Source organism: Veronia nyctiphanis (assembly GCF_004116385.1).
Classification (GTDB): Bacteria; Pseudomonadota; Gammaproteobacteria; order Enterobacterales; family Vibrionaceae; genus Veronia; species Veronia nyctiphanis.
The window spans coordinates 57,173-76,552 of sequence record NZ_PEIB01000001.1 but is presented as its reverse complement, the minus strand read 5'-3'; the positions used below and the strand labels follow the sequence as shown (position 1 = coordinate 76,552).

The following is a 19,380-nucleotide window of genomic DNA, read 5'->3' as shown; positions in this document are numbered from 1 at the left end:
TAAATTTCCCCCTATTGTGTTTTTTCTCGGTGTTTTTTCCGGCTGCATGGACGCTATACCCATCCCATGCGGCCACTGGGGAGTGTATGCAATTAATTTTGACCCGCAAATTAAAAGGTAGGCAATTGTGACTATCGTCACTGTACTCGTACGCATTACGCTCGTTTTACTAGCAGACTCACGAAACTTATTTTATTATGAAAATAAAGATAAGGGCGCCCATACGGAGTATTCTAGGGGTGCTTTCCTGAATGTTTAATGAGGTGTCACAGTGAGACTTATCCCTTTACAGACTTCGAAAGAAGTCGGCCTATGGTCAGCGCGCTACATCGTAAACTCGATCAACAAATTCGCTCCAACAGCAGATCGCCCGTATGTTCTTGGCCTTCCAACTGGCGGTACTCCACTGAATACCTATAAACAACTGATTCACCTTCACCAGCAAGGCGAAGTGAGCTTTGAACACGTTGTTACTTTTAACATGGACGAATACTGTGGCATTCCAGCGGACCACCCTGAGTCTTACCGAAGCTTTATGTTTAACAACTTCTTTAATCACATCGATATTAAAGAAGAAAACATTAACCTTTTAAACGGTAACGCGATTAATCACGAAGAAGAGTGTCGTCGCTACGAAGAGAAAATTCGCTCATACGGCAAAATTAACCTCTTTATGGGTGGTGTAGGTAACGACGGTCATATTGCATTTAACGAGCCCGCTTCTTCACTGTCTTCACGCACTCGAATCAAAACGTTGACCGAAGATACTCGCATTGCTAACTCACGTTTCTTCGATAACGATATTAACCAAGTGCCAAAACATGCCCTAACAATCGGTGTGGGCACGCTTCTTGATGCTGAAGAGGTAATGATCCTCATCACTGGTCATAATAAAGCGCTGGCGCTTGAGGCCGCAGTTGAAGGTTCAGTCAACCACCTTTGGACGGTTTCAGCTCTTCAGCTTCACCCTAAAGCTCTGATGGTATGCGATGAACCATCAACCTCTGAGCTTAAAGTAAAGACCGTTAAATACTTCCAGGAACTGGAAGCCGAAAATATTAAAAATCTGTAAGGTAAGGACGTTCACATGTATGCACTGACCAACTGCCGTATCTTTACAGGCAGTGACGTTCTAAATAATCACGCAGTCGTGATCAAAAACGGCAACATCGAAGCTGTTTGTCCAGAAGACGCACTGCAACAAGACATTGAGAAACGCTCCATGGACGGTGCGTACGTGAGCCCCGGCTTTATTGATCTTCAGCTCAATGGCTGCGGCGGCGTAATGCTGAACGATGAGATTACTGGAGATGTTATCCAGACAATGCATCTGGCTAACCTCAAGTCTGGCTGTACCAGCTTCTTACCTACTCTGATCACCACATCTGATGCCGATATGAAAGAAGCCATTCGCGTCGCTCGTGATTATCAGGAAAAGTACCAAAACCAGTCTTTGGGTTTGCACCTTGAAGGCCCTTACCTGAATGTCGCGAAGAAAGGTATTCACAGTGTCGACTTCATTCGTCACTCCGATGACGCGATGATTGACTTTATTTGTGAAAACGCAGATGTAGTGACCAAAGTCACATTGGCACCTGAGCTGACGCCGCAAGCGCATATCGAGAAACTCGTAAATGCAGGCATTATCGTCTCTGCTGGCCATACCAACGCGAGCTATGTTGAGGCACGAAAAGGCTTTAAAGCCGGCATTAGTTTCGCAACACACCTTTTCAATGCAATGACACCCATTGTCGGTCGTGAACCAGGAATGGTAGGTGCAATTTACGACACACCTGAAGTGTATACGGGCGTTATTGCGGATGGCTTTCATGTTGACTATGCGAACATTCGTATCGCTAAGAAATTGAAAGGTGAGAAGCTTATTCTAGTTACTGATGCTGCTGCACCAGCAGGAGCAGACATTGATCACTTTATTTTCGTAGGCAAGAAAGTATATTACAGAGATGGCAAGTGCGTTGATGAAAACGGCACACTTGGTGGCTCAGCACTCACAATGATCGAAGCTGTTCAAAATAGTGTTGAGCATGTTGGTATTGCCTTGGACGAAGCAGTAAGAATGGCTACTTTGTACCCAGCTCGAGCCATCGGCGTAGACAACAAGCTTGGTCAGATCCAGAAAGGATTCGTCGCAAACCTCACCGTTTTTGATCGCGACTTCAATGTTAAAGCTACGGTTGTGAATGGTGAATATATAAATAACTAGGAAGTGTATGACTGGCGGACAGATTGGTAATGTTGATCTTGTAAAACAGTTGAACGGTGCAGCCGTTTACAGACTGATAGATCTTGAGGGACCGATATCCCGGATTCAAATCGCTGATGCTAGCAGCCTAGCGCCTGCAAGTGTTACCAAAATCACTCGCCAGTTACTGGAGCGCGGCTTGATAAAAGAAGTCGCGCAACAGGCATCTACTGGTGGCCGGCGAGCCATCTCGCTGAAAACCGAATCAGCGCCATTCCATGCGCTGGCAATTCGATTGGGCCGTGACAATATCGAACTTGCCCTGTTCGACCTCTCGGGTAAACTTCTTACCCAATACTCAGAAAGCTTTGACTATCACGACCAGACATCATTGATGGACGGTTTGTATCGTCACATCACTGATTTTCTTAACGAACACCGAGATTTGGTACGTGAGTTAGTTGCCATTTCCATCTCGCTACCGGGCTTGGTTGATGCCGTAGCAGGTGTCGTTGAGTACATGCCTAATATTGATGTTGACAACCTCAAAATGAGCCAGTTAATCGGCGATAAGTTTGCGGTTGAATGTTACATAGGCAATGACACACGCTGTAAAGCGCTGGCGGAGCACTACTTCGGTGCCAGCAAACACTATCAGGATTCGATTCTTGTCAGTGTGCATAACGGCACAGGTGCCGGTATTATTGTCAATGGCCAAGTATTCTTGGGTATTAACCGAAATGTTGGTGAAATCGGCCACATTCAAATCGATCCACTGGGTAAGAAATGTCAGTGCGGTAACTTTGGCTGTCTCGAGACAGTCGCATCGAACTCAGCGATCGTTGAAAACGCTCAGCAGCTACTCGGCCTTGGTCATCAAAGCTTGTTGGCTGATAAAGCAGACTCGTTGACTGTTTCCGATATCTGTAATGCAGCCAATGCCGATGACCAGTTGGCAAAAGAAGTACTTCAAAAAGTGGGCAACTATCTTGGTAAAGCTATTGCGATTACCATTAACCTTTTTAACCCACAACAGATCGTACTGGCTGGTGAAATAACAGCAGCTGAGGAAATTGTCGTATCAGCAATACGTCGCTGTATAGAAAGCCAATCTCTACGGACTTTCCACCAGAGTTTACCTATCGTGTCATCTGAGCTATTCGACACACCGACGATTGGTCCTTTTGCGCTGGTAAAACGTGCAATGCTCAATGGTTCTTTATTGCAGAAGCTACTCGAGCACTAAACAGCGCTCCGCTTCAATAAGAGGCCCTGACGTTTTCACGCCAGGGCCTTTTTGTATCTGAACGTCCTCTGGCACTAAAATAAACCGTCGGTCAAAAGTTGAGCCTGTCTAAAAAACACTCACAGAAAGAACATAACCTGTATACAAAACGAGCTTCAATTAGAAAATATTCTCTAAATAATGGGTTTTGGTGAACAAAATAAATGATGTTTGTTTTTTTTATGTTTTTTTATCTCTTTTAGTTGCATTTTTTTGTCATGTTGGCAAATTGGGACTCAGGAAATTTATACACAACGACAAGGCTAAGAAGCAATTAGCCGAACATTCTGTGAGGGATTTATGTGTTCAGTATTTGGGATTCTTGATATTAAGTCTGACGCTGCAGCGTTGCGTGAAACCGCGCTTGAGATGTCAAAAAAAATGCGTCACCGCGGACCTGACTGGTCCGGTATCTATTCATCTGACAAAGCTATTTTGGTGCATGAGCGCTTGGCGATTGTCGATTTAAATAGTGGTGCGCAACCACTTTACAACACAGACAAGACCCATGTACTGGCTGTAAACGGTGAGATATATAACCACAAAGAGCTGAAAAAAGAACTGACTCCCGATTACCCTTCCAGACTGAATCAGACTGTGAAATTATTCTGGCTCTATACAAAGAAAAGGGCCCAGAGCTTCTTGATTATCTGAACGGTATCTTTGCCTTCATTCTCTACGATGAAGAACAGGATGCTTACCTCATCGGTCGCGACCACATTGGCATTATTCCTCTTTACCATGGTTATGATGAACACGGTAACTATTATGTTGCATCTGAGATGAAATCACTGGTGCCTGTATGCCGCACCATCAGTGAGTTTCCTCCGGGCCATTATCTGTGGAGTAAGAAAGGTGAGCCTGTCCGTTACTACAAACGCGACTGGATGGAGTTTGATACGGTTAAAGACAACGAGACAAGCAAAGAGGCACTGACTGAAGCGCTGGAAAAAGCGGTTCACCGTCAGCTGATGACTGACGTACCTTACGGCGTGCTTCTCTCTGGCGGTCTTGATTCATCTGTCATTTCAGGTATCACTAACAAGTTCGCAGGCAAGCGCGTAGAAGATAACGATGAGAGTCAGGCTTGGTGGCCACGTCTGCATTCGTTCGCGATTGGTCTTGAAGACGCACCTGACCTGAAAGCGGCGAAGAAAGTTGCAGATCACCTGGGTACTGTTCACCATGAGTTGACGTACACAATTCAAGAAGGTCTGGATGCAATCCGTGACGTGGTTTATCACATCGAAACTTACGACGTGACAACAATCCGCGCATCAACACCTATGTATCTGATGTCTCGTAAGATCCGCGCAATGGGTATCAAAATGGTGCTGTCGGGTGAAGGTGCTGATGAAGTCTTCGGTGGTTACCTGTACTTCCATAAAGCGCCAAACAGCCAAGAGTTCCACGAAGAAACCGTGCGTAAGCTGATGGCTCTGAACATGTTTGACTGTGCTCGCGCCAACAAATCAATGGCAGCATGGGGCGTAGAAGCGCGTGTACCTTTCCTTGATAAGGAGTTCCTTGAAGTCGCCATGCGAATCAACCCACAAGACAAAATGTGTGGTAACGGAAAAATGGAAAAACACATAATCCGTGAATGTTTCGGTGAGCTGCTACCAGAATCTGTGGCATGGCGTCAGAAAGAACAGTTCTCAGATGGGGTTGGCTACAACTGGATTGACACGCTAAAAGCCGTTGCGGAAGAGAAAGTGACGGACAAGCAGCTTGAAACAGCAGCGTTTAAATTTCCTTACAACACGCCGACGACCAAAGAAGGTTATATGTATCGTGAAATCTTCGAAGAGCTGTTCCCGCTTGAAGATGCAGCGAAATGTGTACCGGGTGGTCCGTCTATCGCGTGTTCAACAGCGAAAGCAATTGAGTGGGATGAAAGCTTTAAAAACATGACTGACCCATCAGGTCGTGCTGTTCAAGCTGTTCACAACGAAGCCTACGATTAATTAAGGCTGGGTCCTCAACAAAAAAACCGGCGAAAGCGGTTTTTTCTTATCAGGAGCCTATCAAGCAAACAATATCGATTAACGTTCCCAGTATGCTTCTTCTAAGCTGTCTTCTTTCTCTGGTAGCGCACGTGAAAGACGCGGTGAGTGCTGCGCAAGCACTTCATAACTCACACGGTTCGCATACTTACACACCTGAGAAAATGAGCTGTACGTTAAGAAGTTATGTTGATGTTTACTGGAGTTTGGTACGTTTTCTTTGTGGTAATGGTTAGCCGCCATATCGTGCAATACGGCCGATAACGCACCATCCCCTGCACCATTAGTATTTTTAATTCGCTCAGGGCCACCCATGTAAGGTGATATGTGTGAATATACTTTGGTCGGAGAATCACTGTCACGTTTAATCACAGGTCGACTGAATTCGTAGCGATTGAATTCTGCAATTGCCCCCGGCAATAGTGGCAGACTGGTTTCACGTTGTGCCGACTCGTCTGTATATCCAGCCATGTACAAGCCAATAGGACCTGCAGTGCAGAGAACCATGTCTACCCAATCAAGCGCCTTGTCAGCAGCAAGAAGCGGATCCGTCTCCCCTGTAAGCGCTTCTCCCTCTTCCTCATTCATCGCCAATACGGAGACATGCTCTCCCAGAAAGTCACGCCACCATTGCGGATTTTGCTGAATGACAAACTTTGTACCTAGCGTCATCACCACGGGTACACTGTATTTTTTCGCAAACTCAATCGCCTTCATCGTTGCTTCAGGCATTGGGTCGCCATCATTGCATCGAACCAAATACGCCGTCAGCACCAACGCCGAAGCGTTTTCAAAAATATGCTCTGGAATTGATTCAGGCTTCAACTGATTCATCAAGCCTTCGCTGATAGCAAACGTTCGCTCGCCATCTTCACTGATCAACGCGTAACAACGACCAATTGGCCCCTGCACTGCTTGAAGGTAGTTGAGATCTACCCGGCTAGACGTATTGCAAAGATAACGATAAGCATAGCTACCAATGGTGATATCCCTACTCATCACCCCCAGCAGGATAGACTTGTCATCAGCCAGTGTTGAATAGTTGTGTAAGGTGTTACCGATAGTACCGCCAGCAAACTCATGCGAAATCATCGCTTTTTCCTTGAGCTCCTGATAAAGCGCCTCAGCACGCAGATCGTCAATGATCATTGACTGGCCCTTGGTGAGCTGGAACTTCTCAAGAAAAGCATCGCTGACCTTCGCTTCGATATCCACCAGCGTTTGGTCAATACCAATAACATGTGGGCGTTTTAGGCTTTTTTGTTCGAAGGACGGATTCAGCAGTGGGTCACGGGCATGGACCGGAAAATAATGCTTTGACTTACGTTGACCTGGAAATTTCATGGTTATCGATGCATCGTCAGTTGAAGGCGGAAAAACGCGAATTCTATCACACTAAATTTATCCTAAAAGACAAATAGAGCAAAAATAGTGCGACGAATTCGAGTTTTATTATTCTCTACCAGTGACGTGTATTCGACTCAACCAGATCGCTCATAAGATCAATATGTTCAGAAGAGTCGTTCAAGCAAGGAATAAAATGGAAGACTTCCCCACCCGCCTCGAGAAACGTCTCACGACACTCACCATCTATCTCTTCAAGCGTTTCAAGGCAATCAACAGAAAATGCTGGAGAGATAATATCAAGGCGCTTGATACCTTCTGAGGGCATCTTTTCTAATGTCTTGTCTGTGTATGGCTGAAGCCACTCTTCGCGGCCAAAGCGAGATTGAAAACTGGTTTTAATCTGATGATCTTCAAGCCCCAACCTAACCTTAAGCGCCTCAGTTGTCGCAAAGCAGTGCTTGGGATAAGGGTCACCGTTGTCAGCGTACCTTTTCGGGATACCGTGGAAAGAACACAGTAATACATCGCCGCGGCCATGCTCCGCCCAATGTTTCTCGACAGAAACAGCCAAAGCATTAATGTACTTATCCTGCTCGTAATAGTGATTAACGAACCTAAACTCAGGTAATACAGGCGACTTTTTCGCTACCCGAGCGACTTGATCAAATACAGCAGCGGTTGTTGTTGCTGAATATTGGGGATAAAGAGGTAACACCAGCACTTTCTCGCACCCTTGCTCTTTCAGTGCGGTAATGGCGGATTCAATACTTGGGTTACCATACGTCATGCCAAGTTCAACAGGTAGGCCCGATGCCTCATGCAATGCACGCTGCTGCCTCTTTGAATAAACCATAAGAGGTGACCCCTCTTCCATCCAGACAGACTGATACAACTTAGCCACTTTAGGAGAGCGAATCGGCAAGATAATGCCATGTAGTACCGGGCACCAGATAAAACGCGTGAGGTCGACAACCCTGTGATCATGAAGAAACTCAGCGAGAAATGCTTTCACCGCTGATGCTGTTGGTGCATCCGGTGTGCCGAGATTGGCCAGAAGAATACCTGTTTTTGTTGTTTTTTCCATCTCTTATATGACCCTGCTACCTGCATATAAACTGACGTATTAATCTGAAAAATACGCATTGTTTTGAAACGGCGGAGAATAGATATTATGGGAAACAAGCTTACGAGAGTACAAGTTATTGAGATCAAAAAAGGCAATCAAATGATTGCCTTTTTTCTTAGGGTTCAGAATTTATACCAATCGCTGTTCAATTTCTGCGCTGACTGACGCAACTGCCTGCGTACCATCAAACGTCAGATATTTGGTATTACCTTCGTCAGCTTCTTTTTTGTAGTAAGCAATCAGCGGAGCAGTTTGATCGTGATATACACCAAGGCGAGCACGAACCGTTTCTTCTTTATCGTCATCACGCACAACAAGGTCTTCACCCGTTACATCATCTTTACCTTCCACTTTTGGTGGATTGTAAACAACGTGGTAAGTACGGCCTGATGCGAGGTGCGCACGACGTCCGCTCATACGCTCAACAATAACGGCATCTGGCACGTCAAACTCAAGTACATAGTCGACATCAACACCGATTTCTTTCAGGCCATCAGCCTGAGGAATCGTACGTGGGAACCCGTCAAGCAGGAAACCTTTTGCACAGTCATCCTGAGCAATACGCTCTTTGACCAGCCCCAGAATAATGTCGTCAGACACCAGCTGGCCTGCATCAATAACAGCTTTTGCTTGTTTACCCAACTCAGTGCCAGCTTTGATTGCAGCACGCAGCATGTCACCCGTAGAAATCTGCGGAATGCCATATTTATCCATGATAAATTGCGCCTGTGTGCCTTTACCTGCGCCTGGAGCACCCAGAAGAATGATGCGCATAATTGTCCCCTTAGTTTTCTTGGAGTTTTTGCGAAAAACGCAAAATACACGGTTCGTAAAACGCTATCAAGCCCGGAAACGTTTCCGGGCTTGGGCTTTCATGTAAATTCAGACCATTTCGCGGCCTGATCACGCTTATTTAATAATTATTACTTACTAAGCAATGAATTCACAGCTTGAAGGAACTGAGATGGGTCATCCATCGCTCCTTTTTCTGCCAGCATCGCTTGGCCCAGCAACATTTCGACCCAGCGACCAAAGACTTCTTCATCAGCTTCATCGGCCATTTGCTTGACCAGTGCATGTTCTGGATTAAGTTCGAAGATGTATTTCACTTCCGGTGCATCCTGACCAGCAGCCGCCAGCAGTTTCGCCATCTGTGTACCCATCTCGAACTCGTCCGTCACAACAACAGCAGGTGTGCCCGAGAGTTTGAAGGTTGTGCGAACATCTTTAACACGTTCGCCCAGATGCGTTTTCGTCCGCTCAACAACCGACTCAAATTCTTTCTGAGTTTCTTCGCGTTTTTCTTTCTCGCCGTCTTCTTCGAACTTGCTCAGATCCAGATCCGCTTTGGTGATTGCCTGGAACTGCTTACCGTCAAACTCAGGCAGATAGCTCATCAACCACTCATCTATACGGTCGTACATCAGCACAACCTCGATGCCTTTGTCACGGAACTGCTCAAGGTGCGGGCTATTCTTCGCTGCCTGATAGGAATCTGCAGTCAGGTAATAAATCTTATCCTGACCATCTTTCATTCGTGCGACATAATCCGCCAAAGAAACAGTTTGCTCGCTGTTTTCTGTGTTCGTAGATGCGAAACGAAGCAGGCCAGCTATCTTCTCACGGTTTGACATGTCTTCAGCCGGACCTTCTTTGAGAACCAGACCAAATTCTTTCCAGAATGACAGATATTTCTCGCTGTCATTGTTCGACATGCGCTCAAGCATTGTCAGTACACGTTTGGTACAGGCGTTGCGCAGAGACTGAGTAACCTTGTTGTCCTGGAGGATCTCGCGGGATACGTTAAGCGGAAGATCGTTAGAATCAATCAGACCGCGAACAAAGCGCAGGTAGCTAGGCATGAACTGAGATGCGTCATCCATGATGAATACACGTTGTACATATAGCTTCAAGCCATGTTTGTGTTCACGATTGAACAGATCCCAAGGCGCTTTCGATGGGATATAAAGCAGGCTGGTGTAATCGTTTTTCCCTTCAACTTTGTTATGGCTCCACGTCAGTGGATCTGCAAAGTCATGAGAAAGGTGCTTGTAAAACTCCTGATATTCTTCTTCTTTGATATCAGATTTAGAGCGGGTCCAAAGCGCCTGCGCTTTATTGATTTTTTCCCACTTACCCGTTTCTGTCTCCTTGCCTTCTTCATCACGTTCAAGCGCCCAAATCTCGACAGGAATACCGATATGATCCGAGTAACGACCGATAACTTCACGAAGACGCCAGTCATCGAGGTACTCTTTGTCATCTTCACGCAGGTGAAGTGTGATAGATGTACCACGGTCAGCCTTCTCGACACCTTCGATTGTGTAATCGCCTTCGCCTTCAGATTCCCAGCGAACACCCGCAGAGACATCTTCACCAGCAGCTCGTGTAACAACAGACACTTTGTCAGCAACAATAAATGCAGAGTAGAAACCAACACCAAACTGGCCAATCAGCTGGCTGTCTTTGGTTTGATCATCAGAAAGCTGTTTGAAGAAGTCTGCCGTACCTGATTTCGCAATCGTACCGAGATTTTCAATAACCTCGTCACGGGTCATACCAATGCCATTGTCATCAATGGTCAGCGTACCCGCCTCTTTATCTACACTCAGGCGAACGCGCAGGTCGCCATCGTTCTCATAAAGCTCAGAAGACGACAACGCTTTAAAGCGCAGTTTGTCTGCTGCATCAGACGCATTTGATATCAGCTCACGCAGAAAAATCTCTTTATTCGAATACAGAGAGTGGATCATTAGGTGAAGTAGTTTAGACGTGTCGGAGCCAAACTCACGTTTTTCAATGGTTTTTTCCATTTCAACTAATCCTGATTACGGTAACTTTATACACATGTAAAAACACAATGTTGATGTACCACCTTATGTGTGGTCGCAGGCTTTGTTTTCAAGGGGGCAAAGAGATTTTTTAAATAATACGTGAGCTGAATTTCTGTTGAGGCCGTCCGTTTGCGCATCGAATAGACTCTATTTTATTCGTCGAAATGATTCACAATGGGTGTCGATTTGCAAAGGGAAGTAAAGTAACAGCCCTTCTTAGACATATGTTGGGTCTTGGTTATCCAACTTAAGTTCTCACGATATGGATGTTAATGATATTCATTTTCATTTAAAATCTTTCAAAATTTCTAAACTTTTCGGAGACAAAATGGGTTACTTATCCGGTGTAACATGTCTGTGGGCGTTTTCTTTCAGCTTGATAGGTGTTTATCTCGCTGGTCAAGTTGACGCATGGTTTTCAGTTGTCGTCAGGGTTGCGCTTGCCACATTGGTATTCATACCGTTTCTACGTTTGAAGGGAGTGAGCACTTCACTAATTTTTAAACTTATTGGCATCGGTGCCATCCAACTGGGTTTAATGTACGGCTTCTATTACCAATCATTCCTTTATCTCACTGTGCCTGAAGTTTTACTGTTTACCGTTTTCACCCCCATTTATGTCGCGTTGACACACGATATCCTCAAACGGCAGTTTTCTCCCTGGTACCTGGTGACAGCTGTAATTGCTGTATTAGGTGCCGTCATTTTGAAATACGCATCGCCAAGTGAACATTTCTTGTTTGGTTTTCTTGTTGTTCAAGGTGCCAACCTTTGCTTTGCACTGGGTCAGGTACTTTACAAAGTCGTCATCGAAGATGCGGATGTAGAGCTCAAGCAACACACTGTTTTTGGTCTGTTCTTTATCGGAGCCCTCATGGTGGCACTTCCCGCTTTTTTTATGCTCGGTGACATGGAAAAGTTGCCGACAAACAGTACTCAATGGGGAATATTGTTCTATTTAGGTACTATCGCTTCTGGTATGGGGTATTTTCTATGGAACAAGGGGGCCACTAAGGTAAATGCTGGCGCTCTGGCTGCAATGAATAACGCATTGGTGCCTGCTGGGATTATCGTCAATGTGCTGATTTGGAACCGCGAAGCAGATTTGGTTATGTTGGGTATTGGGAGTGCAGTGATCGTACTGTCAGTTTGGTTTAACCAGAAGTGGGTGCTGAAAAGGCAACACAATCACGGTCAAGCCGTGGAAGAACAAGTGAGTTGACGATAAAGTTAACGGCTTGAGTAAACGAGACTTATCAGTCACAAAAGATAAAAAAGCCGCGCTAGGCGCGGCTTTCGATTAAGCAAGCTTGTGTCGCCCAACAATCGAATGTGAGAGCGTTGTGCCGTCTACCAGCTCCAACTCTCCGCCCATAGGCACGCCATGAGCAATTCGGCTGGCTTCAACCTCATACTCTCGGCAAAGTTCACCGATGTAATGTGCTGTTGCCTCCCCTTCGACCGTTGGATTGGTCGCTAAGATGACTTCAGAGATTTGCTCAGTCTTCAGACGTTGCTCAAGTAAATCGAGACCAATGTCTGATGGGCCAATACCATCGAGTGGGGAGAGGTGCCCCATCAGAACAAAGTAGCGGCCTGAATACTGACCTGTTGCTTCAATCGCGGCGATATCTGCAGGGCTTTCAACCACACAAACCAGGCCATTTTCACTTCGGCGTGGGTTAGTGCATATTCCGCACACGTCCTCTTCGGTGAACGTCCTGCATTGGCTGCAATGTCCTATTTCTGTCATCGCGGCCGACAAGGCTTCAGCGAGTTGTACCCCACCCTGTCGATTTCTCTGCAAGAGGTGAAATGCCATGCGCTGTGCGGATTTAGGGCCGACACCCGGCAGGCATCTCAGCCCTTCCATCAGCTGTTCAAGCAGTTGGCTTGTACGCATAATTAGAATGGCATTTTGAAGCCCGGTGGCATCTGCATACCACCAGTGACGCCGGCCATTTTCTCTTTCTGAGTCTCTTCGATACGTCGAGATGCATCATTGAATGCCGCAGCAATCAAATCTTCCAGCATATCTTTGTCATCTTCCATCAGGCTCTCGTCGATATCAACGCGGCGAACGCTATGGCTGCCAGTCAGGGTAACTTTTACCAGACCTGCACCTGATTCACCGGTGACTTCCATATTGGCAATCTCTTCCTGCATTTGTTGCATGCGCTCTTGCATTTGCTGCGCCTGCTTCATCAGGTTACCCATTCCGCCTTTACCAAACATATTGATCTCTCTTCATTATTGGCTATTTAAATTGGTCGAATACTGTCTTCATCCAGTTCAGCGGAAAACCGCTGACAGATGAAAAGAATGTTCGGGTCTTCGTTAAGGCTTTGACTGGCCTGAGCCAGTTTGCCTGCGTAAATATCATCTCGCCACTCAAGTGGCGTTTTACCCTGCTGCCCAAGCTCAACGGTGAGGTTAATATTGCTGCCGAGCTGCGCAGATAAACTCTGCGCTAATTGAGTAACAGACACGTCTGTTTTTAGGTGTGCCTGCTCTGGACGTAAGTATAGGATGACGCTATTGCCATCTCTCTCCATCGATGCATTCAACGCCATCTGTTTAACCAGCCTGGCTACATCCAATGAATTTGCTACCTCACACCAGCTATCTTGCTGGACAGACTCTCTCACCAATTTTTCTTTTAGCTCAGGTGTTCTTTCATGAGCAAGGGCTGATTTTATCTTTTTTGGCGTCAGTTGTACCAGTTTCTCTGGAGCAGGCGCACTTTTCGGCGTCCACTGGTATTCAGTCTGAGACAACGCTTTATCTTCAGGTACCGGAGCTGTCATCACTGCCGGGTCCATCGGTTTGTGCTTTTCCGCAATCCGATCGAGCACTGACACCGGGTTTCCCCGCTGAACCGATACCCCTTTATCCTTTTTTACGCCATCATCTCCCTTTTTGGCTCTACTACGCAGCATATTTCTTGCCGCCACCAGCTGACTGGCTGACGACGGGCTAGATGGCGTGCTCTCTTGAGAAACAGGCGTCGCCTGAATCATTGGCGGCTGCTCTTCAACGGGGGGCTCAGACTCCGTCTGGTCCATTTGTTCCATCGCTGCAATATGTGATGCCAACTGCGCGTCTTCGGTTGATTGCAGTGACATGGAGTCACGCGGCTGAACCGGGTTTGGAACTGTATTTTGCTGAGTAGCCGCTTCTTGCGAGCGATGCTGAACAGGCGCTGCTTCTACTAGGTTCGATTGAGCTTTGGCTGCGCCGGTTGCGGGAGGAGCCCCAGGTTTAGATTGCCGACTCTGAGCCGTCTGAGAAACTTGTGCTTTCAAAGCAGCAAGTTGTGTTTCAGCGGCAGGGGCAGGCGCTTGATGACGGGTAGGCTCGCTCTCTGGAACATTAACCGCTGTTGGCTCAAAATGACTGGCAGCCACAGGGCGAAATGCCAACATTCGCAATAACACCATTTCGAGGCCTGCACGGCCATCTGGCGCATACGGAAGATCCTGACGCCCTTGCAAAACAACTTGATAGAAGAGTTGGACATCCTGAGGGCTGAATACGCTACTCAGCTGAATAACTCTGTCAGCATCTGGTGAGCTGGCATCAACGCTGGCAGGCAGCATTTGCGCCATCGCCAGCCTGTGAAGTTGCGACGCTAACTCTTTAAGTAAACCGTCCCACTCCACGCCGACTTCCGCAAGTTGCTCAAGGCACTGCATCAATATATCTGGTGTACCTTGTGATAATGCCTCGAGCAGCAATAGAGCCTGATCCGTGCTCAAGGTCCCCAGCATTTCTGTCACATCAGGTTCATTCACCGAGCCATTACCAAGAGCAATGGCCTGATCAGTCAGGCTCAATGCGTCGCGCATACTTCCTTCAGCAGCACGAGCGATGAGAGACAGCGCTCGCTCATCAGAAGATACGGACTCTTCTGTCAAAATATGACTGAGCTGTCCCTGTATCTGACCAGCATCAAGGTGTTTGAGGTGAAACTGCAAACAGCGAGAAAGAATAGTAACCGGAAGCTTCTGCGGGTCAGTCGTTGCCAGCAAAAACTTCACATACTCAGGGGGCTCTTCCAATGTTTTCAGAAGGGCATTAAAGCTGTGGCGAGACAGCATATGGACTTCATCAATGAGGTAGACTTTGTATCGACCTCGTGCAGGTTTGTACTGCACGTTATCAAGGAGGTCACGTGTGTCTTCGACTTTGGTTCTCGATGCAGCGTCGATTTCCAGTAAATCTACAAACCGCCCTTCATCAATATCCACACAAGACGCGCACTTCCCGCATGGCGACGAGGAAACCCCTTGTTCGCAGTTGAGCCTTTGGCGAAAATACGGGCGATGGTTGTTTTACCCACACCACGTGTTCCACTGAACAGGTAGGCATGGTGAAGACGGTCATGATCCAGCGCGTTTGCAAGTGCTGTCAGCACATGTGACTGCCCCACGACATCCTTAAATACATGAGGACGCCACTTGCGCGCTAATACCTGATAAGTCATACGTTCTCTATTTTTTCTGGCTATGCTGCCATCCTAGCACACGGCAAAGATCGGCGCGAAGCATCAACTCACAACCGATCATTTTACCACCTATATTAAGGATGGTTGACACTTTGGGGCTTATCAATGGCCTTCAAACGCCACAAGGCTAAAGACTTCCAAGCCGAGTGTTTGTAATCGCTGTTCTCCACCAATTTCAGGCAGATTAATCACAAATGCAGCATGTTTAACATCACCACCTAAACGACGGATTAGCTTGGTCGTCGCCTCAATAGTGCCACCTGTTGCCAGTAAATCATCCACCATTAAAACTTTATCGCCATTCTGGATAGCATCCTGATGAATCTGAAGCGTATCTGTACCGTATTCCAGCTCATAATCTTCAGAAATCACCTCGCGCGGCAGCTTACCCGGCTTACGAACAGGAACAAAGCCAACACCCAATGCCAGTGCCAGTGGTGCACCGAACAGAAAACCACGTGATTCAGTACCGACTATTTTGTCGAATCCCGCATCTTTATACTTCGCAACCAAGGCATCAATGGTCGCCTGATAGGCTTTAGGGTCTTCGAGCAAGCTTGTTACATCACGGAACATAATGCCGGCTTTAGGATAATCGGGAACAGTTTTGATGCTGTCTTTGATCAGGGTTTCGGTTTCTTGATTCATGATAAATGGCACAACTCTGTTAGATAAGCGAAAGGAGCACAAATACTTTGTCAGCTAAGCGAGCGCCTACAAAAGATGGCAAGTCATTGTGTTCCTACAAGCGGGCTATGTTATGAATTTTCTGGGGTGGGAGCAACAATGCCGCTCTCGGGAAGACGGTTAAACCAAATTAATAAAACAGCACAGAACACGACCAACATCCCTTTCACCCAAAGCATAGGGGTCAACGAGACGGATATCGTAAAGCTAATCACAATAAATATGCTTGCTCTGCGTTTGATTTTTTTACTGACTGCTCTGTTTTCACGCCAATCAACAATGGCCGGGCCGTACTTAGGGTGATTCAATAACCAATGCGCAAGCTTTGGAGAACTATTGATAAAGCAGCCTGTTGCCAGCAGCAAAAAAGGTGTTGTCGGGAGTAACGGAACAAAGATGCCAATTACGCCAATAATGAGCCAAAGCCAGCCAAAAAAAAGTAATATCCATCGTTTGAGGTTACTCTTCACTGTCCCTCCGAGCAGGTTTATCCTGCCAGCATCTTTATCCAAGTGATTGTCGCAGGGAGTGTCGGTATCAAAAGTACCGCGAGAAACCCTAATAAGTAACGCACATTAAAGGGTTCCTGAAATCCTTTTTCCATCCTGTCATTTCCTCATTACTATATTATGGCTGTTTCTTAATGAAATGCGACAACACTATACCTTGGTATGGTGTTTCAACAAAGTATCAAACAGAACGAGTTGCAACGCAGGTGGAAGCAATATCAATTTCCTATTTAACAGTAGGGTATTTCTAAGGGACGGAGCTATTTAGTATTAAAAGTGACAGAAGAAAGTCAGAGAGAAGAAAACCTCCTGTTTGGAGGTTTTTTGTTAGTTTTCAAAAGTACAATCGTCAGCCGTGATTGTTTTAGTCACGAAGCCGCCGCTGCCAGCAAACCAATTCCTGATGCCTGCGCCGTAATAGAGCTCTTCTGAAAACCTGTCACAGGTATTCGCTATAATAGAAGGCTCAATATCAGATTTATTCATACTCCATGCCCAGCGACTACTACGAAGTCGGTGGGTAATGGTCAAAAGCGCACGCTTTTCATCGTAATAAGCATAGGCGGTAGCGCCACGCATCGATTCAGTTGGCAGTTCATTTAATGCCAAGAGCTTTTGGTTTATTTCATCAGGCACCTTGCCTTGAAAATCAGATGATGGCAAACCAGCCCCTGATTTGGCTTTACAGCCTGCTAAAAGTGAGAGAAAAATGATGCCTGCTACTACTTTGATTTTCATCTTTTTTCCTATTTCTAATCTACGTCTATCATCCAGCGTTTGAATGCTTTACGCTCTTCATCAGACGCTTTGGTATACCATAACTGAAGCTGACGTAGCGTATCATTTCCCTGACTAGAGATTTGAGCATCATGTTTGAGTTTGACTAAATCATTGCTACCGGAGACTTGGCCAGAATATAAAACAATGCCCTTTTCACGATTGTATTCAGCAATGACTTTTTCTATGTTGCCAAAACCACCGAAGCCGATACCGGGTAGTCTCTCATAATCGATTAATATTTTTTCATCACTCTTTTCATTGACCAATGCCCACTTAGGGCCACGACTAAAGTGTGCCCTAGCCTGACTATCGGTAGTTAATCTAGGTAGAGTCAATTCTAAATCATCATCGGACATAATTATCTCAAAAACATAAGGCTTAGAGGTAAAGATAACCTTCCTTGAGCCATCCCGAACCTCATCATCAAATCTTGCAACGACTTGATGTTTACCGTCTGCTAAAGAGACTAATTGCTCACTCAAAGAGTGTTCAAATTTGGCTTTTTTACCATCGACGGCCAGGATTTTTATACCATCAGATGCGGATAAATTTCCTGCCAATACTGATGTTGAAAAGAACGATAAGAATATGAAGTTGAGTGCTTTTCTCACTTTAATACCTATAGCCAGATCATTTTAGAAACAACAAAGCCGCCTCGTAGGCGGCTTTGTTAATTTAACGGGATGCTTAGAATTTAACTTCTAGACCCGCTGCATAACCCATTTCGGTGTCAACATCTTTGCCAGCAGTATTCTTTGCGTCTTGGCTACCAACTTCTGCATAAACTTTAACGTTGCTGTGAAGTTGATGCGTTACGTTAGCGTAGATGTTCTGCTCTTCAGCATCATCTTTGTCGTTGGTCGCTTTGTCATAACCAACAGCAAAAGTAGTATCACCCATGCTGTAATCAGCTGCTAGCTGGATGAACTTATTTTTAGTCTTAGTAGCTTTACCTTCTTCAGACTGGCCATAACCAGCTGCAAGACCAATGCCTTCGATAGAGTATTCAGCTTCGATAGCCATCAGCTTAACTTCGTCAGACTTGTCGCCTTTTTCCCAATCTGCGAAATAAACGCGAGCATCTACGCCTTCAAAACGAGCACCAACACGGCCGTCGAAGTATTTGTTTTCCTTTGTGCTGCTGTCACCATCTTCAGACAAAACAGTTGATACGCCAGCGTAGAACATGTCGCTGTCATAGGTGTATTTTACAACTTGGTCAGCAAAAATAGCAGCGTCACCAGAATCGTGACCACCACCAAACTCGATATCTTTACCGATACCGATGTCATCAAGAACTACAACTTGGCGACCAGCAGTCACAGTACCGAAATCACCTTTCAGACCAACGTAAAGGCGGTCGTTTACAACTGAAGCGTTTTTGGTTTGACCTTTTGAAGTAGAGCCACCAACGAGTACATCACCGTTCGCATCAACTTCTTGGACATTTACTTCATCAGCACCTTCAAATGCAAATTCCATTGCACCGATTGCTGTTAGGCTGTCAGAAATCTCAACCTCTGTCTTCAGAGCCAGGTCGCCATCATCTAGGCGAAGCTGAGCCTTGCTGTCTTCACCAGTACCTTTTTTGTATTGAACTTCCATCGCACCGCTTGCAGTTACGCTAACGCCGTCTTGGTCATACAAAGAAACGCTTGCGTTTGCTGCGCCTGCTGCCATCAGTGCTGGTACTGCCATCGCTAAGATAGTTTTTTTCATGGTAATCCACTGCCTTCTTAAGAATTTGGAATTCCTGTTCCAGAATCCCTTTTATGTTGTGCTTGTTGCCGCCAAAAGTGGAATCGACAACAAACCATTAAACTTCGTGATTTATCGTGCAGAACAATCAAAGTTCTGTCAAATAAGCAGTCATAATCTAAAAAAATAAAAAATATTATTAAAAATCAATAATTTAAAATCATTAAACAGAAATGCATTACATGCAATAGAACGCAATGTCAGGAAAGTGTAAGACTCGAACAAGACACCAAACAGAAATTAATGACTAATTTATTTTAAAATAACTTATTTTTCAGAATAAAATGCTTGGCAATATACGGTGACATCGAAGATCTACAATAAGTTCACCAAACATC

Annotated in this window: 16 protein-coding genes and 2 pseudogenes; 5 read left to right on the top strand and 13 right to left on the bottom strand. The window is 45.8% G+C overall.

The window, feature by feature from the left end; all coding sequences use genetic code 11:
- Positions 1 to 271: 271 nt before the first annotated feature.
- The 4 genes and pseudogenes from nagB (at position 272) to asnB (ending at position 5,455) form a co-directional block, all read left to right on the top strand.
- Positions 272 to 1,072, top strand: a complete 801-nt coding sequence (gene nagB / locus CS022_RS00345; RefSeq protein ID WP_129120622.1) for a glucosamine-6-phosphate deaminase — start codon at positions 272 to 274, stop codon at positions 1,070 to 1,072.
- A gap of 15 nt (positions 1,073 to 1,087) precedes the next feature.
- Positions 1,088 to 2,224 (top strand): N-acetylglucosamine-6-phosphate deacetylase, encoded by a 1,137-nt coding sequence (gene nagA, locus CS022_RS00340; RefSeq protein WP_129120621.1) that lies wholly within the window; start codon positions 1,088 to 1,090, stop codon positions 2,222 to 2,224.
- A gap of 7 nt (positions 2,225 to 2,231) precedes the next feature.
- The gene (gene nagC / locus CS022_RS00335; RefSeq protein ID WP_129120620.1) at positions 2,232 to 3,449 is read left to right on the top strand and encodes a DNA-binding transcriptional regulator NagC; all 1,218 of its coding nucleotides are present in this window, start codon (positions 2,232 to 2,234) and stop codon (positions 3,447 to 3,449) included.
- Positions 3,450 to 3,788: 339 nt separating this feature from the next.
- A pseudogene (gene asnB / locus CS022_RS00330) lies at positions 3,789 to 5,455 on the top strand (asparagine synthase B).
- Positions 5,456 to 5,533: 78 nt separating this feature from the next.
- Here the strand turns inward: asnB and CS022_RS00325 are convergent.
- The 4 genes from CS022_RS00325 to htpG all read right to left on the bottom strand — a co-directional run bounded on the left by CS022_RS00325 (position 5,534) and on the right by htpG (position 10,780).
- Positions 5,534 to 6,838, bottom strand: a complete 1,305-nt coding sequence (locus tag CS022_RS00325; RefSeq protein WP_129120619.1) for an inosine/guanosine kinase — start codon at positions 6,836 to 6,838, stop codon at positions 5,534 to 5,536.
- 115 nt (positions 6,839 to 6,953) lie between these two features.
- On the bottom strand, positions 6,954 to 7,925 hold the full coding sequence (hemH, locus tag CS022_RS00320) for a ferrochelatase (protein WP_129120618.1): 972 nt from the start codon (positions 7,923 to 7,925) through the stop codon (positions 6,954 to 6,956).
- 171 nt (positions 7,926 to 8,096) lie between these two features.
- The gene (adk, locus tag CS022_RS00315) at positions 8,097 to 8,741 is read right to left on the bottom strand and encodes an adenylate kinase (RefSeq protein ID WP_129120617.1); all 645 of its coding nucleotides are present in this window, start codon (positions 8,739 to 8,741) and stop codon (positions 8,097 to 8,099) included.
- A 149-nt stretch (positions 8,742 to 8,890) separates the two neighbouring features.
- Positions 8,891 to 10,780 (bottom strand): molecular chaperone HtpG, encoded by a 1,890-nt coding sequence (gene htpG / locus CS022_RS00310; protein WP_129120616.1) that lies wholly within the window; start codon positions 10,778 to 10,780, stop codon positions 8,891 to 8,893.
- A 349-nt stretch (positions 10,781 to 11,129) separates the two neighbouring features.
- Here htpG and CS022_RS00305 point away from each other — a divergent pair, with 349 nt between their 5' ends.
- Entirely contained in the window at positions 11,130 to 12,023 is an 894-nt protein-coding gene (locus CS022_RS00305; protein WP_129120615.1) for a DMT family transporter, read from the top strand.
- 78 nt (positions 12,024 to 12,101) lie between these two features.
- Here CS022_RS00305 and recR read toward each other — a convergent pair whose 3' ends face one another.
- The 9 genes and pseudogenes from recR to CS022_RS00265 form a co-directional block, all read right to left on the bottom strand.
- Positions 12,102 to 12,704 (bottom strand): recombination mediator RecR, encoded by a 603-nt coding sequence (gene recR, locus CS022_RS00300; RefSeq protein WP_129120614.1) that lies wholly within the window; start codon positions 12,702 to 12,704, stop codon positions 12,102 to 12,104.
- Positions 12,705 to 12,706: 2 nt separating this feature from the next.
- Positions 12,707 to 13,036, bottom strand: coding sequence for a YbaB/EbfC family nucleoid-associated protein (locus tag CS022_RS00295; RefSeq protein ID WP_129120613.1), 330 nt, complete (start codon positions 13,034 to 13,036; stop codon positions 12,707 to 12,709).
- 26 nt (positions 13,037 to 13,062) lie between these two features.
- Positions 13,063 to 14,226 (bottom strand): DNA polymerase III subunit gamma/tau C-terminal domain-containing protein, encoded by a 1,164-nt coding sequence (locus CS022_RS27890; protein WP_408057195.1) that lies wholly within the window; start codon positions 14,224 to 14,226, stop codon positions 13,063 to 13,065.
- A 51-nt stretch (positions 14,227 to 14,277) separates the two neighbouring features.
- Positions 14,278 to 15,287, bottom strand: a pseudogene (dnaX, locus tag CS022_RS25685) (DNA polymerase III subunit gamma/tau); the annotation flags it as partial.
- Between the two features lie 123 nt (positions 15,288 to 15,410).
- Complete coding sequence (apt, locus tag CS022_RS00285; RefSeq protein WP_129120612.1) at positions 15,411 to 15,956, bottom strand: adenine phosphoribosyltransferase; 546 nt, start codon at positions 15,954 to 15,956, stop codon at positions 15,411 to 15,413.
- A gap of 110 nt (positions 15,957 to 16,066) precedes the next feature.
- A complete protein-coding gene (locus CS022_RS00280; protein ID WP_129120611.1) occupies positions 16,067 to 16,465 on the bottom strand; it encodes a YbaN family protein in 399 nt (132 codons plus the stop codon).
- Positions 16,466 to 16,831: 366 nt separating this feature from the next.
- Positions 16,832 to 17,242: a hypothetical protein gene (locus CS022_RS00275; RefSeq protein ID WP_129120610.1), complete on the bottom strand. Its 411-nt coding sequence runs from the start codon at positions 17,240 to 17,242 to the stop codon at positions 16,832 to 16,834.
- A gap of 14 nt (positions 17,243 to 17,256) precedes the next feature.
- Positions 17,257 to 17,895: a YccT family protein gene (locus tag CS022_RS00270; protein WP_235869164.1), complete on the bottom strand. Its 639-nt coding sequence runs from the start codon at positions 17,893 to 17,895 to the stop codon at positions 17,257 to 17,259.
- Between the two features lie 76 nt (positions 17,896 to 17,971).
- The gene (locus CS022_RS00265) at positions 17,972 to 19,003 is read right to left on the bottom strand and encodes a porin (RefSeq protein ID WP_129120609.1); all 1,032 of its coding nucleotides are present in this window, start codon (positions 19,001 to 19,003) and stop codon (positions 17,972 to 17,974) included.
- Positions 19,004 to 19,380: the final 377 nt, after the last annotated feature.